We start from the raw sequence: 14199 nt of genomic DNA, 5'->3' as shown, positions 1-14199 counted from the left end.
ATCGAACGGTTCGCTGCATTACTTGCGTCAAGTTTTGGGTTTGAACCGCACAATCGATGTTCGCATGACGGGGCTGCCTTGCACATCGGCACGGATCGACCGATGGCCGGCATTGCGTTCCCTGTATACCTGCAACATCTTCGGTTTGCCGATGCCATGCTGCATGCGATCGATTCGTGCGACGGACCGTTTATCTTCTTCCGCTGGAAAACCGAGCCGATCGACGAGCGAACTCGGCGTTGGCTGGAGCGACGCTCGGCGCTGTTGCTGACAATCAACGAGATCGCGGCTATGAACGATCGCGGCGAGTTTGACATTGCTGAGTCGGCGAAAGTGCAAGTTGATTCGTTTCGCAAGATGCATCTGCCCAACATTGATGCCGGCAAGCCTGGCGTTCGCTTCGCGACACCGGCGGGGTCACGATGGTCTCAAGTTGCGATCCGGTTCAAGGACGATGATTGTGTCCAAGTAACGATCGGAGATGCATCCCAGATTTACAATTTCACGCAGATGGGGTTGGTTGATGCCCGCAACGGGCGACCGACAAAGCAATGGGAGCTGCTTCGTATGATGGCCGCCCAGCGGGGCATTTACACATGGCATTCCCCCGGAGCGTGTCGCAAAAACAAAAAACGGAGAGAAGTTTTGTCAAAGCAGCTTCGTGAATTTTTTGGCATCGATGGCGATCCGATCGAATTGACCGACGATAAGAAGGGCTATCGAACAGTCTTCAAACTGCTGCCACAAGGCGAGTGACCGGGCACTTTTCGCACCGCAGAAAATGGAGACCGCAAAAACTTTTCCAGTTCGCTTAAGCCGCAAATCATTGGGTTTGCGGCTTTTTTCGTGAGAAAATTCGCAGCGAATCACGGCGTTTTGGCACTTTTCGCTAGTAGCGGGCGACGGGCCTACATCGCTTCCGACGAAACTCTTCGCCGAAGCCGACTACGCCGTTCCAAGCCCCGCACTACGGGACAGCTCGTCGCTTCGGATGCAGCGTGATTCGGCCGGCCAAGGATTGGCATTCATGACTACCACCAAGACAACGTCCGCCGTCGACGTCATCAACGACAACTTCACTCGCGGCATCATCCTCAAGAAAGCTCGTCAGATCGTTACGCGTCCGGGACTGGGTAAACAAGACATCCCGACGATCGAACAAGCCTTACTCGCTCACGTGATCGAAGCGATGAAATCGTTCGATCCTGCTATCGGGCATCGGAAGAGCTTCACCACGACGATCGTCGAACGATACACGAAAAGCATCCTGCGAGGTCTCAGACGGCACCAGACGAACAGTGGCGGCGTCATGTCGCTGAACATCGAAGTGATCGTTCAGGACGAGCCGCCAACGCAACTGCAAAACACGTTGTCTGAATCGGTTGGTCGACAGCGTTTGCAAATTGACCGCCGCGCTGACATCGAACTTGCCGACCTAGCCTCCGACATGGCGGCGATGATCGCGACGTTGCCGGAGGACTGGCAACGCATGCTCGAGCTCCGCAAAGAACACTCGCTGGTGCGGGTTTCTGAATTGATGGGCATTCCTCGGCGAACGATTCGCGACTGGATGAAGCAAGTCGCCGAGCGATTCGAGGAAGCCGGCCTCCGTGACTATCTGGGCTAAAAAGTTTTGCCCCCGCCCCCGCCAGTTTGTCACCGGCCGGAGTAGCTCAAGGGATAGAGGGGCAAGCGAAATCGTTGCCCCGCATACCGACTCATCTTTGCATTTACCAACACAGTTGAAAGACCACTTTTATGTCCAACATTTCTCTCGACATCGAACGCCGCGTCGCCATTTCTCTCGCGGTTGGTCGCTACCTGAGATCGGCCGAACGTTTCAACGAAGCCTCCCGTGATTTCACGGGAGCATGCAAATCGCTCCGAAAGCACCTCGGCAGCGGACAACGCTTTGTCGTCCAAGTTGACTTCAAGCACTACATCGTCACCAGCGATCGCGATGGCAATTTTGATGTCGAAGCGATCACGTCTCTCTAATTCACTCCGTTAATCAGCCAACAAAGGAATCGTCCACTCAATGACCAACCTACTTGAAACCATCCAATCTGGCCGTCAGTCGAAGCCGCCGCGTGTCTTGCTTTACGGGGTCGAAGGCATCGGCAAGTCAACGTTTGGGAGCGAAGCTCCAAAGCCGATCTTTATTCAAACGGAAGACGGTTTGGATGAAATCGACTGTGATCGTTTCCCGCTTGCGACCAAGTTCGATGACGTCATCGCTGCACTAAAAACGCTCGTGGGCGAGAAGCACGACTACGAGTCTGTCGTGATTGACTCTCTCGATTGGCTAGAGCGTCTCGTCTGGGACAAACTCTGCCAACAGTATGCCGTCGAGTCGATCGAGAAGGTCGACGGCGGTTACGCTCGCGGTTACATGCACGCCCTCTCTCTGTGGCGTGAAGTGCTCGATCAGCTTGGCGTGCTGCGTTCGCGAGGCATGGTGGTCGTGATGATCGCCCACTCCAAGGTCGAACGGTTCGAGGATCCTGAGTCTTCGCCGTACGACCGCTACTCGCCGCGGCTGCACAAGCATGCTGCCGCGCTCGTGAAGGAATGGTGCGACGCCGTTTTGTTTGCGACTCGCAAAATGCGAACGCAGAGCGAAGACGGCGGTTTCAACCGTAAACGAACGATCGCTCATGCCATCGGCAAAGAAGGCGGCGAACGAGTGATTCGGGCCTACGGATCGCCAACCTGTGTCGCCAAAAACCGTTACGGCATCGCCGAAGAATTGCCACTCTCCTGGGACGCTTTCGTCACCGCCATGTCGGCTAACTAAACGACTCCCCCACTCTTCTATCCACAGACTCCAGACTAAGGACTACAGACTCACAATGGCAAACCTGCAAGGCTTTGATGCCAACACCGTCGAACCCGCCGACGATCTCGAACCGATTCCCGCCGGCAAATACGTGGCTGTTATCACTGACAGCGAACTGAAGCCGACCAAAGCGGGGACCGGCAACTACCTTCAATTGACGTTTCAGATCGTGGAGGGTGAGTACGCAAACCGTCTTCTCTGGGTGCGACTCAACCTCGACAACCCCAACGCGACCGCGGTGGAAATCGCCCGGCGGGAGTTGTCTGCGATCTGTCGGTCGGTCGGCGTCTTGATGCCCACCGACTCGGCCGACCTACACAACTTGCCGTGTGTGATTCACGTGCGAGTGAAACGTCGCAACGACACTGGCGAGTTGCAGAACGAAGTGAAGGGGTATTCGAAGGTCGGCGCGACCGCGGAGACGAAAACAGCCGCCAAGATCAGCGGCACGGAGGCCCCTTGGAAGCGATAGCCGCGGCCTCTATTGGATCGCTTCCAAGACCGACGCTCGACCGGCATGGATTGCCGGCCGAGCGTTTTTTGTTCGCTCGTCACCCTGTCATGCTAACCATGCTGAAACTGAACCTGCCTTATCCACCGTCGATCAATCACTACTGGCGTCACGTCGGACAGCGGGTGCTGATCTCAAAGAAAGGCCGAGAGTATCGCGCCGAGGTCAGTGGCTTACTAAATCGCAAACGCGTGGAACCACTTGTCGGTCCTCTGTCGGTCGACATCGAACTGCACATGCCCGATCGCCGGCGTCGCGATATTGATAATGTGCTCAAGGCGATGCTCGATGCACTGCAGTGGGGCGGAGCGTTCCTGGACGACAACCAAGTGATGCGTCTGGCGATTGAAAAGGTCGTCCCTGAAAACAAGTCGAAACCAAAACGTCGTACCAAAGCCGAGATTGCTGCTGGCGTTGAAAAACCAAAGCCCTTGCAAGGCGAAGCGATCGTCTGGATCGCGGAGGTTCAGACAGAAAACCTCGCGGCAGCCGACCGCATTTGTTTGCGTTGTCAAAAGTCGTTCGCGTCCTTAGGTCCGGCCAATCGTATCTGTGACGGTTGCAACGAAGACAACCGCGAAATCTCACCCAACGCGGCACCGACGTGGTCCGGCAAACGTCACAACGGAAAGGCTCTGTGATGCAACTACGCAATTACCAGCAAGCCGCCGTCGACGCAGTCTACGACCACCTTCGCAACCGCGATGACAACCCGGTCGCTGTGCTGCCAACGGGTGCAGGCAAATCACTCGTCCTGGCAAAGATCGCGAGTGATGCAGTTAACCAATGGAACGGCCGAGTGCTTATCTTGGCCCACGTCAAAGAACTATTGGATCAGAACGCGGACAAGATTCGTCGTCTGTGCCCCGACATTAACGTCGGACTGTACTCAGCCGGGCTGAAGAAACGTGACACCAACACACCCGTCTTGGTCGCTGGTATCCAGAGCGTCTACAAGCGAGCGTGTGACCTTAATCCGTTCGATTTGGTGATCGTTGACGAAGCCCATTTGATCTCCAAGAAGGGCGACGGCATGTACCGCCGGTTCCTGGCGGACTGCAAGGTCATCAATCCACACGTCCGCGTGATCGGGTTGACCGCGACGCCGTTTCGTCTGGACTCGGGAATGATTTGTTCGCCAGATCACTTTCTGAATCACGTATGCTACGAAATCGGCATCAAGGAATTGATCCGTGACGGATATCTCTGTCCGCTCGTTTCCAAAGCCGGCGTGAATCGTGCCGACTTTGGTGGCCTTCATCTTCGTGCCGGCGAGTTCGTCAGCGAAGAAGTGGAATCGTTGGTGAACGACGATGCCCTCGTATCCGCCGCGTGCGCCGAGATCGTGAAACTGACGGTCGATCGCTGGGCAGTTCTTATCTTCGCGTCGTCCGTCGCACACGGGCGGCGTGTCGTCGAAGTGTTGCGGGTAAACCACGGCATCGAGTGCGGTTTCGTGACCGGTGAAACGCCGGCGGATGAACGAGACGAATTGTTGGCCCGCTTTCGTGGCGATGCCCCGACCTCGCTACTTGGCGCTGATCCACTGCGTTTCCTTTGCAACGTGAACGTACTCACCACTGGGTTCGACGCACCGCGAGTCGATTGCGTGGTGATGCTGCGTCCGACCATGTCACCTGGCTTGCTCTACCAATGCGTCGGCCGAGGTTTCCGTTTGCATTCCGACAAGCAGAACTGTCTGGTCCTCGATTTCGGGGGCAATATCGAACGCCACGGCCCGATCGACCAAATCAAACCTAAGGAAAAGGCGACTCGCACGGATCAAACCCCACCGGCGAAAGAGTGCCAAAAATGTCACGCCTTGGTCGCTTGCGGCTATGCGAACTGCCCTGAGTGCGGCCATCCATTTCCGCCACCGGATCGTGAAGTCCACGAGGCAAAAGCGAGTGAGGCCGGCGTGCTCTCGGGCGAGGTCACCGACACGCAACACGCCGTTCAAGACGTTATCTATCGAATCCATCGCAAACGTGACGCCGACGAGGATGCACCACGATGCTTGCGAGTCGACTACATGATCGGGCTGGATCATTGGCAAAGCGAATTCATCTGCATCGAACACTCTGGATACGCACGACGCAAAGCCGAAGCGTGGTGGCGTGATCGTTGTCTGGATCCTTGTCCTACCAGTGCTGAAGAAGCCCTCGACATCGCCGACGCTGGTTTGCTTGCGCCAGCTGAAACACTCACGATCCGCTCAATCGCCGGCCAGAAATACGATCGCATCATCAAACAGACGCTCGGCGCGATTCCTAACGCAGCATTGGAAGAGGCACCCTTTTGATGGCGGATGTGCGGGAGCAGGTTGCGATCTATCGCCAGCGAGGCTGGTTTAGCGTGCCGCTGCGCCCTCGGTCGAAATCGCCGGTTCGCAATGACTGGCCGAACATCCGCATCGAAGCAGATGACGTCAAAACGCACTTCTCGACGAAAGATAACGTCGGATTGATTCTCGGAGAGCCGTCGGGCTGGATTGTTGACGTCGATCTCGATTGCCCCGAAGCAATTGAAATCGCTGATCAGTACCTACCACCGACGCCGGCAATCACCGGCCGGGCATCCGCTGCGCGATCGCATCGCTGGTACATCGCAATCGGAGCGACGACGGCAAAGCATACCGATCCAAATGACGGCTCAATGATCGTCGAGTTGCGATCGACTGGAACCCAAACGGTTGTGGGTCCAAGTATTCATCCTAATGGCGAAACCTATGACACGCTCGATACGGATCCTGCGGCCGTTCCAGCACCAATGCTGGCGGCATGCGTGAATGCTCTTGCCGATGCAGTGATCGTCAAACGCGGTGTACCTGCACCAATCAAACAACCGTCCCCCACAGGCCGATTAGTAGACAACACGGATATCGAGGCCCGAGCGATTGCGTACCTCAACGCTATGCCGCCAGCGATTGGCGGGAGTGGTGGTCATTCGCAAACCTTCGCCGCAGCCACTGCACTTGTTCATGGATTTTCAATTGGACCCGATGCCGCATTGGCGATCCTGACTAAGCACTACAATCCGCGCTGTGTTCCCCCTTGGTCCGACAAGGAACTCGCCCACAAAATCAATCAAGCGGCGACCAAACCACATGAGCGGCCGTTTGGCTGGCTTCGTGATGATGGACTGATCGAACCGGCGAATGATGTGGACCTCAGCCAGTTTGTTACAAAACCAAAGATCGTCGAGGTGGTGCAACCAAGATCAAAACTCGACGAATACGCCGACCCGGGCAGGCTACCCGAGTCAATGTTCGAGGTGCCCGGCTTTGTCCGCAATGTGATGGACTTCACACTCTCGAACGCCCCGTACCCAAACATCGGACTAGCTTTCTGTGGCGCGATGGCATTGCAGTCGTTTCTCGCCGGCAGGAAGGTCTGCACGAATGGCGATCTACGAACAAACATCTATTTGCTCGCCCTGGCCGGCAGTGGTACAGGCAAGGAGTTCCCTCGCAAAGTCAACTCGCAGGTGCTTTTCCAAATCGGTGAAGCATCGGGGCTCGGCGATAAGTTCGCATCCGGCGAAGGCATTCAGGATGCCTTGCTCCGATCTGGCCGCATGCTGTTTCAAAACGACGAAATGGACGGCGTCCTGCGGCAGATTAACCTCGACCGCGACAACAGCCGCGAGTCCATCCCGAACATCTTGCTGACGCTCTACACGTCCGCCGGCGACGTTTATCCGATTCGCGTGAAGGCGAACCAGAAAGAAGCGATGCACGTCGACCAACCACACCTGACGCTGTTCGGTACCGCGACGCCGCAGTACTTCTACGAATCGCTGTCGCGTCGAATGTTGACCAACGGCTTCTTCGCACGTTTGAATATCATCGACGTCGGAAAACGTGGCAAAGGCCAAACGCCTGGTTCGGCCCGCGATCTACCGCAGTCGATTCTTGAGACGGCCAAATGGTGGGCGGACTTCGCACCGAACGGTGGCAACTTCATGTCAGTTCATCCGAAGCCAGCCAGAGTCCCGTTCACGCCCGAAGCTGAAACCGAGATCACGGATCTGCGATTGCAAACCGAGGTCGAGTACGACAAAGCCGATGACGCCGGTGACGAGGTCGCTCGCGCGGCTTGGAGTCGAACGTGCGAGCACGCCAAGAAACTCGCCTTAATCTATGCCTGTAGCGAGAACCACGAAACGCCGCAGGTCACGCTCGCCGCTGTTCGCTGGGCCAGCGAGTTCGCATTGCACCAAACGCGACGGCAGCTCTATCTCGCGTCGATTCACGTAGCCGAGAACCCGTTTCATGCCGAGTGCTTGAAGTTCCTGAACAAGCTCGCCGAGTCCAAAGACAGAACGGTCGCACGACGCGACCTGATGCGAACGATGAAGTTGAAGGCTGCCGAGTTCGATCAAGTCGTCATGACCTTGCTGCAGCAAGGTGAGATCGAACCCGCCACGATTCAATCGTCCGCCCGTACGACGCAGGGGTATACCGCCGTCGGTGCGTGAGGAAGTGTCCCCGAAGTGTCACAAAGTGTCACCAGTTGGGGACATTTGAAGGCGTCTGGGGGACGTTTGGCACCGAGTTGAAGCGAATCTGTCCCGAAGTGTCACCGTCTGAAGTGACACTTCGGTGACACTTCGCAGAAGATGAAAGGCCCTTATATACTGGGAAAAACTCTCTCTCTATCTATATGTCACCCTGTCACGCCCACACCCCCGCGATGCGTGATTGCGCGTACGCGGGGGGTAGTGTGACGGATTGCGGTGACAGGTCTCTGTTTCTGTTCTTTTCTCGCAAAGTTGATCGCCAATGATTTGTTGCCAAGGCTGCAATTTCTTTCTCCGCCATGTAACGCCAACCCCGAGGGCGTGAAATCTGTTTGTTCGAGTTATCACCGTTCGTCACAAGCAAAGCTCCGATGCCAAAAAGACCGCGATAACCGAGTCGCGGTAGTTGATTTTCCAATGCGAGATTGCCTGGCTACCGCGACGACGGTTCATCGCGTTGTTCTGCTTGGTTGGAGGCTGGTGATTGGTAGCTGATGGCAAGGATCTTGTAGTAATTTGTGCTTGGCGTTAGTCGCCATCCATTCTGTGTTTTGCGACAGCTAAGGACATTCAGATCGTCTTCAATCATCGATATCCAGCCTCCAGTACGTTGATAAACGATCATTGCAAAGTCTTGATGCTGAATCACACCAACAATTCTTCGATCCTCGACACTGTAACCTTTAAGCATTCCTCCAGCACTAACTATGTCTCCGGGCTTTCTGCTGAGATCTTTAACAACTCCTATGCATAGACAAGCTGCCAACGTTGAAGCTGGAGTGAGCTGCGAAAACTCCGTGTCGGTCAATGGACGATCGAAAAGCTGCTTTTCTAGTCTCAAGTCTTGTTTTTTACGAAGATCCTTGAGGGCTTGCGTAAGCAAATTGCATTTCTGCTCAGCCATTGTTTCATCAAGTAGTTTCGCTAGAGACTGCCTATCTCCTTTCAGCAAGGAATCCAAATACTTACGCGCAACTTCTTCGAGTCCGTCCGGGAATACAACCTGTTCTTCCAGCCCATACATTGGCGCATTCTGTGCGTGAGCCAAATTCGCTGAGTTACCTAGCACGTAGCAAACTGCGATCGTCAACAAAATTCTCATAGGATTCATTAGCAGAACGTCAGCGGTAACGGGACCGCCGCCAAAAGACTATGATTTCATCTTCCGCGTCATCAGCGGCTCCCGTTCACCGCATGGAGAGGCGTCATTCTCTGCGTTCCAATCGAGCTATCGCAGTGGTGTCATCGGAAATGGCGACGGTGATTTCCCTGTCGTACGGGACGAGAAACTGCTTGCTGGATTCGCCAGTGTCCGAATCGAACATAGTGACAGTTACCGTAATAGCGTCGTCAGCAATCTTGTCTACCGTAACGGTTTGACTGCTTGTGACTGCACCGCCGGCGGGACCGTCCCCTGACTCCGAGATCACCCCCGTGCGTTCTATGCGATGTTGACCGACAGAACCGCCCGTTGCGCCGTTCACGCGCAAATGGAGAATCGGAGCATTCTCGCCGTTGTCGCCGCCACAACCAGAAAGAAGCACATATACAACTAGTGGGATAAGTCGTTGCATCTCAAATTCGCCTGACGTCCCCGATCACGGGACGGTGACAAACAATTTTCCATTTCCATTCCGCCGAACTTCGTCGCTCTATGCATTGGATGGTTTGCCGAAGATCTCTCAATGCTCTTTCGAGAGCGATGGATGACCGCCAACAATCTTGGTGATGTCGACTTCCCGTCCCGAATCGAGACGCTCATCGGCACGAATCACAACTTGATCACCGGCACGTAATAACGGAACAATCTGGACCCATTCGCCAAGAATTACACCACCCGCTTTCACCGGAATCTCTACCACAAAACTAGTTTCGCCACTATCAAAAACCCTGCTTACATATGTTCCCGACTCATCAATAATCAGTGCATCTCTATGAACCAACAAGACGGCTGTGGATACACCATCGTCCAAGTAACGCCATTCTACGATTTTGCCACATACTACCGACGCCGCCGGCGTCGACTGTACAGTCTCAGTATCGATTGATGAAATAGCTGATGGATCAGGCGAGCGATTCTGATTGCAGGCGGTGCTAACAAGAATAGCAAACAAACAACTTAGTTTCAAGAATCGCATCTGGCCCTTTACCGTTAACCGAACGTAATTACCAACCGACGTGCAATCTTCGCCAACCACAACAGGTGCTGCCGATTTCAAATTGGGCAACGTCCGCCGTAACCGGGCCCGAAAGGAAGACTTTAAACGCAGTTTTAGCGTCAATGAGAGCTCCGGTTCACGGCTTCGTTAGCCTCTTGCCGATGATCTCGAAAGCTCAGTATTACGTCGCCAACGAACAAGTTGGTTGGTGAGTCTGAGAAACTCCACATTCCGCGATCCACCAACCCTCCATCAATAATAAGCCGCCATTCGTCGACGCCGACCGAGAGAAGCAGACTGAATCGATCGGCTTTGGTAACAGATCCCAATGGCAACTTGTTCTCGCGAACACCACTTACCTTGCAGGAGTTGAATCGAATCGAGTGCCTGTCGATCTTCGCGTCGTCTATTAGTTTCTGTATCTTTCTGAATGACTCAGCAATGCTCCTATTTCGCAGCAATAGCTTATTCTTTAGGCTCTCCGGAGCTTCCCCAATGCCGAGCTCCCTCATGATCGTATCCATCCTTCGCGACGAACTCCAACACTGAGAGTATCCGACGACATCATTGGAGACGATCGCCTCCACGAGGGACTGGCCAATTGCGTCTGACGTTGGTATTTGTTGAGCCGTCGCGGACTGACCGACCAGGAATATAGAGATAACAATTGAAAGAGCTCGCATCATAGCACCGTTCGTAGGCTATTAAGGCTAACGTTGGTGTTCACATGGCGGCGACCCAATACATTGAAATCAAAACCGACGTCGCCGCCGCTCGTGTGCAACACGCTGGTAATCCGCCATTAACCACGCCTCAAATTCGCTCTGCGTTCAGCTTCCCATATATCGGTTAGATCCCCCATTTTCTTATAGATATTGTCGAGCATCCGTTGGGCAGATTTGTACTGTGAACTTTGCTGTCCATCGATTTTCATAGACTCAGCATAGGAGATGGCATCGTATTGAGCTTTCTGCCTATCGATATCCTCCATCCGCTCCAGGAACTCGGGATCATCCGTGCAGCGACTGTAGTCTTCGGGGTTTGTAAACATTTGATACTCCGATTTTGGTCATTATTGACTCGATGCTTCCTTTCCCTTGCGGAAACCTTCCGCGTATCCTGCCATGTACGTTGAAGCATAGTCAGTTCCCTTTGTCACTGATGCCAAAAGAGGCGGCTTTTGGTCTCGAGTGCGGTTCGCCTTTCCATCTGCGTACCCTTTGTTGTATCCAGCATTGTATCCATCAGCCATGTCAAATCGCCTGTCCTGTTCTGAATTTCAGTCGGATAACGAGGTAATTATCGCCGGTTCTAGACTCTGCGTCAACAATTAGCAGGGCCTGGTTCCGCACGATGTCGACAACTCGTTCGGCCAATGGCTCCTGTGTTTCACGCAAAGCACCGGTTCGCTCATGGATGAAACAACACAGACACGAATTTACAACGACGTACTATGTTTCCCGTGAACGAGGCCGGCGGTTGAGGCGGAGGCGTATCTGGAAGCGCTAGGAGCGAAACAAGACACGACACGGGCGAACGTGGGCGGCCTGAAGCGGCCAGGAAGCCGGCCACCCTGAGCGAACGGGTCCTCCATCGAAAAAACGTTTCCAACCAGGGCCACCGGAACAGCCGCGGTATTGGGCACAGTTTGTTTTATTTGTCCGAACGAAAATCCGACGCCCCAGCCAACCATCTAACCCTCCACCGACCGAAACTTTTCCGCTTCCTCCCCTTTTGGAAAAGGACGCTGCCCATGCAGGTCGAAATGTGGTCGCTTGATCGAATCAAGCCTTACGAAAACAATCCTCGTATCAACGACGACGCAGTTGCGGACGTCGTGCAAAGCATCAACGAATTCGGGTTTCGCCAACCTATCGTCGTTGACACCGACGGCGTGATCATCGTCGGCCATACCCGGTTCAAGGCCGCCAAGGTTTTGAATCTTGCAGAAGTGCCGGTTCACGTCGCGAAGGACATGGAACCTGAATCGGTCCGGGCCTACCGGATCGCCGACAACCGCACCGGCGAAAATGCAGAGTGGGATTACGACTTGCTGCCGCTGGAGATCAGTGCATTGCAAGACTCGGGGTTCGATTGCGAATTGCTCGGATTCGATTCGGACGAGTTGGCTAAACTGCTCGATCCGGGCGTCGCGCAAGGATTGACCGATCCGGACGACGTTCCTGAACCACCCGACGAAGCGATCACGCAACCCGGCGATCTGTGGATTCTCGGCGACCACCGGTTGTTGTGTGGCGACTCCACCAGCGACAGTGACCTCGATCGGCTCTTGGACGGCGCGAAGATCCAGTTGTGCAATACGGATCCGCCGTACAACGTGAAGGTCGAACCCCGCAGCAAGAATGCGATCGCGGCCGGCAACAGTTCCTTCGAGGCCGGCAAAGGCACAACGAAAGACGGTCCAAAGAAGATGCGAGCCAAGGACCGGCCGCTGGCCAACGACTTTGTTTCCGATGAGGAATTTGACCGATTGTTGAAAGCTTGGTTCGGCAACATCGCTCGCGTATTGGAACCCGGTCGTTGCTTTTACATTTGGGGAGGCTTTTCGAATATCGCCAACTATCCGCCTGTCTTGTCAGCCTGCGGTCTATATTTCTCGCAGGCCATCATCTGGGACAAAATGCACCCAGTGATGACACGCAAAGATTTCATGGGCGCACACGAGTGGGCGTTCTATGGATGGCGTGAAGGTGCCGGCCACAAATACTTTGGCCCAAATAACGCGACGGATCTGTGGCACGTCAAGAAAATCCCGCCACAGCAACTCGAACACCTCACCGGCAAGCCAGCGGAACTGGCCGTGATGGCGATGCAATATTCGTCACGTAAAGGTGACAACGTGCTCGATCTGTTCGGTGGCAGCGGATCAACATTGATCGGCGCGGAACAAACCGGCCGAAAAGCATTCTTGATGGAACTTGACCCGCCGTACTGCGATGTGATCGTTGACCGCTACCAGCGTTTCACCGGCAAGAAGGCGGTCCTCCAGCGCACCGGCGAGTCGCCGATTCCCGTCGGGGCTCGCGAGGAGAATATGCGATGAGCTTGTCTACAGCTTTTGGTGCGTCCATTCGCCGGCGTCGAAGATATACAGGTATTGCGAGCTGCAGTTCCTGGCGAACTCAACTAACGCGATACGTGTCGGCAATACCGCGGCCGGTGCCTCCGCGTCATAATATTCTGGTTCACCCAATTCTGCATCGAGACAGCGGATGTCACCTTTCGCGATCAACGCTTCGGTGTGCTCGTAGTTCGAGTAGTTGGCTTCCAGGAGCCGGCCAGCGTGTTCCGGGTATCCGTCGAAATGCAGGTAGGTCGCGAGGTAATCGCCGGTGGTTCGGCGGATTGCGATCGTGGCTCGTGTCGACATGGATTCAAGTCCTCATTGATTGTCGGCCGCCGGCGGTCCAATCCGCTCGACGACATCCGGTGGAATGGAAAGCATCAGTGCCCGACCGTTGTCCCAGTCGACATCGACTTGCGTCCACTCGCTTTGTGGATACACGCCGACCACCGTTCCGGTGGTGCCAGTGGGAATCGGGTCGGGGTCGTCGGTCATCGAAACTAGGCGGACGCGATCGCCCGCCCTGATGTTTGCTTTGTGGTTCATCAGTTGCGGACTCCGTTGGTTTCGTCCAGCAGTGCTGCGACCTCCGAAAGCTGGGCGTTGATGAGGTTGATCGCCCGAACATGCATCCAACGCAGGTCTTTATTGTCGGGCCGAACCATGCGGTCGAGTTGCAGTTCGATGTGCTGCAACAAGTCGCGGGCGATTAAGTGGCCGTGCTCATAAGCCGGTCCCGGTTCGATCGGCCGAACGTGAAGGGATTGCGTGTTGTGCATGTTGTTGCTCCGTTTGAGAAAGAAATCTTGAAAACCGTTTCGGTGACACCCATCAGCCATGACCGGCCGGCAACATCAAGCAAACTCTGGCAAACATCTGAAAAGAATTTGAATGTTTTTCGTCGGCGGAAAATGACCCCGACAAACGCCGCGTGTCGGCCGCTTACAGACGTTCGGCAGATGGCCCCACAGACGAGAAAACGCCCGACCGTGGCTAACGTCGGGCGTGTGTGGCGGAGTTCGCCAAGAAGAGAAACGTTTGCGGCTACAGACCGCGTGGAACCAATACGTAGGAGCCTTCGCCT

The 14199-nt window shown here is 54.9% G+C and carries 16 protein-coding genes; 9 read left to right on the top strand and 7 right to left on the bottom strand.

Going from position 1 to position 14199, the window contains the following annotated elements:
- The 8 genes from ABD971_RS00190 to ABD971_RS00155 all read left to right on the top strand — a co-directional run.
- On the top strand, nucleotides 1-756 hold a 756-nt coding region (locus ABD971_RS00190; protein ID WP_345318300.1), incomplete at its 5' end, for a hypothetical protein.
- A 271-nt stretch (nucleotides 757-1027) separates the two neighbouring features.
- Nucleotides 1028-1627, top strand: a complete 600-nt coding sequence (locus ABD971_RS00185) for a sigma-70 RNA polymerase sigma factor region 4 domain-containing protein (RefSeq protein ID WP_345318298.1) — start codon at nucleotides 1028-1030, stop codon at nucleotides 1625-1627.
- Nucleotides 1628-1758: 131 nt separating this feature from the next.
- Entirely contained in the window at nucleotides 1759-1998 is a 240-nt protein-coding gene (locus tag ABD971_RS00180) for a hypothetical protein (RefSeq protein WP_345318296.1), read from the top strand.
- Between the two features lie 40 nt (nucleotides 1999-2038).
- Nucleotides 2039-2797, top strand: a complete 759-nt coding sequence (locus ABD971_RS00175) for an ATP-binding protein (protein WP_345318294.1) — start codon at nucleotides 2039-2041, stop codon at nucleotides 2795-2797.
- A 55-nt stretch (nucleotides 2798-2852) separates the two neighbouring features.
- Complete coding sequence (locus ABD971_RS00170) at nucleotides 2853-3311, top strand: DUF669 domain-containing protein (RefSeq protein WP_345318292.1); 459 nt, start codon at nucleotides 2853-2855, stop codon at nucleotides 3309-3311.
- Between the two features lie 89 nt (nucleotides 3312-3400).
- Complete coding sequence (locus tag ABD971_RS00165) at nucleotides 3401-3991, top strand: RusA family crossover junction endodeoxyribonuclease (RefSeq protein ID WP_345318290.1); 591 nt, start codon at nucleotides 3401-3403, stop codon at nucleotides 3989-3991.
- The gene (locus ABD971_RS00160) at nucleotides 3991-5652 is read left to right on the top strand and encodes a DEAD/DEAH box helicase (protein WP_345318288.1); all 1662 of its coding nucleotides are present in this window, start codon (nucleotides 3991-3993) and stop codon (nucleotides 5650-5652) included. Before ABD971_RS00165 ends, ABD971_RS00160 begins: the two co-directional genes overlap by 1 nt.
- On the top strand, nucleotides 5652-7829 hold the full coding sequence (locus ABD971_RS00155) for a bifunctional DNA primase/polymerase (protein WP_345318286.1): 2178 nt from the start codon (nucleotides 5652-5654) through the stop codon (nucleotides 7827-7829). Before ABD971_RS00160 ends, ABD971_RS00155 begins: the two co-directional genes overlap by 1 nt.
- Nucleotides 7830-8304: 475 nt before the next feature.
- Here the strand turns inward: ABD971_RS00155 and ABD971_RS00150 are convergent, their stop codons facing one another.
- The 4 genes from ABD971_RS00150 to ABD971_RS00135 all read right to left on the bottom strand — a co-directional run bounded on the left by ABD971_RS00150 (nucleotide 8305) and on the right by ABD971_RS00135 (nucleotide 11081).
- Complete coding sequence (locus ABD971_RS00150) at nucleotides 8305-8973, bottom strand: hypothetical protein (RefSeq protein WP_345318284.1); 669 nt, start codon at nucleotides 8971-8973, stop codon at nucleotides 8305-8307.
- Between the two features lie 103 nt (nucleotides 8974-9076).
- Nucleotides 9077-9445, bottom strand: a complete 369-nt coding sequence (locus ABD971_RS00145; protein ID WP_345318282.1) for a hypothetical protein — start codon at nucleotides 9443-9445, stop codon at nucleotides 9077-9079.
- A gap of 108 nt (nucleotides 9446-9553) precedes the next feature.
- Nucleotides 9554-10009, bottom strand: coding sequence for an efflux RND transporter periplasmic adaptor subunit (locus ABD971_RS00140; protein ID WP_345318280.1), 456 nt, complete (start codon nucleotides 10007-10009; stop codon nucleotides 9554-9556).
- An 823-nt stretch (nucleotides 10010-10832) separates the two neighbouring features.
- Nucleotides 10833-11081, bottom strand: coding sequence for a hypothetical protein (locus ABD971_RS00135; protein ID WP_345318278.1), 249 nt, complete (start codon nucleotides 11079-11081; stop codon nucleotides 10833-10835).
- Nucleotides 11082-11783: 702 nt separating this feature from the next.
- Between ABD971_RS00135 and ABD971_RS00130 the strand changes: the two genes are divergently transcribed.
- On the top strand, nucleotides 11784-13094 hold the full coding sequence (locus tag ABD971_RS00130; RefSeq protein WP_345318276.1) for a DNA modification methylase: 1311 nt from the start codon (nucleotides 11784-11786) through the stop codon (nucleotides 13092-13094).
- 6 nt (nucleotides 13095-13100) lie between these two features.
- Here the strand turns inward: ABD971_RS00130 and ABD971_RS00125 are convergent, their stop codons facing one another.
- From ABD971_RS00125 to ABD971_RS00115, 3 genes are read right to left on the bottom strand one after another with little or no spacing between them, the layout of a single operon-like run.
- Nucleotides 13101-13421, bottom strand: a complete 321-nt coding sequence (locus ABD971_RS00125) for a hypothetical protein (protein WP_345318274.1) — start codon at nucleotides 13419-13421, stop codon at nucleotides 13101-13103.
- 12 nt (nucleotides 13422-13433) lie between these two features.
- The gene (locus ABD971_RS00120; protein WP_345318272.1) at nucleotides 13434-13661 is read right to left on the bottom strand and encodes a DUF4314 domain-containing protein; all 228 of its coding nucleotides are present in this window, start codon (nucleotides 13659-13661) and stop codon (nucleotides 13434-13436) included.
- A complete protein-coding gene (locus ABD971_RS00115; RefSeq protein WP_345318270.1) occupies nucleotides 13661-13894 on the bottom strand; it encodes a hypothetical protein in 234 nt (77 codons plus the stop codon). The genes ABD971_RS00120 and ABD971_RS00115 overlap by 1 nt, the downstream gene beginning before the upstream one ends.
- Between the last annotated feature and the right edge of the window lie 305 nt (nucleotides 13895-14199).

The sequence above is a fragment of the Novipirellula rosea genome, from assembly GCF_039541335.1.
GTDB lineage: Bacteria > Planctomycetota > Planctomycetia > Pirellulales > Pirellulaceae > Novipirellula > Novipirellula rosea.
The sequence above is the reverse complement of the archived record's forward strand: the minus strand, read 5'-3'. Positions and strand labels throughout refer to the sequence as shown.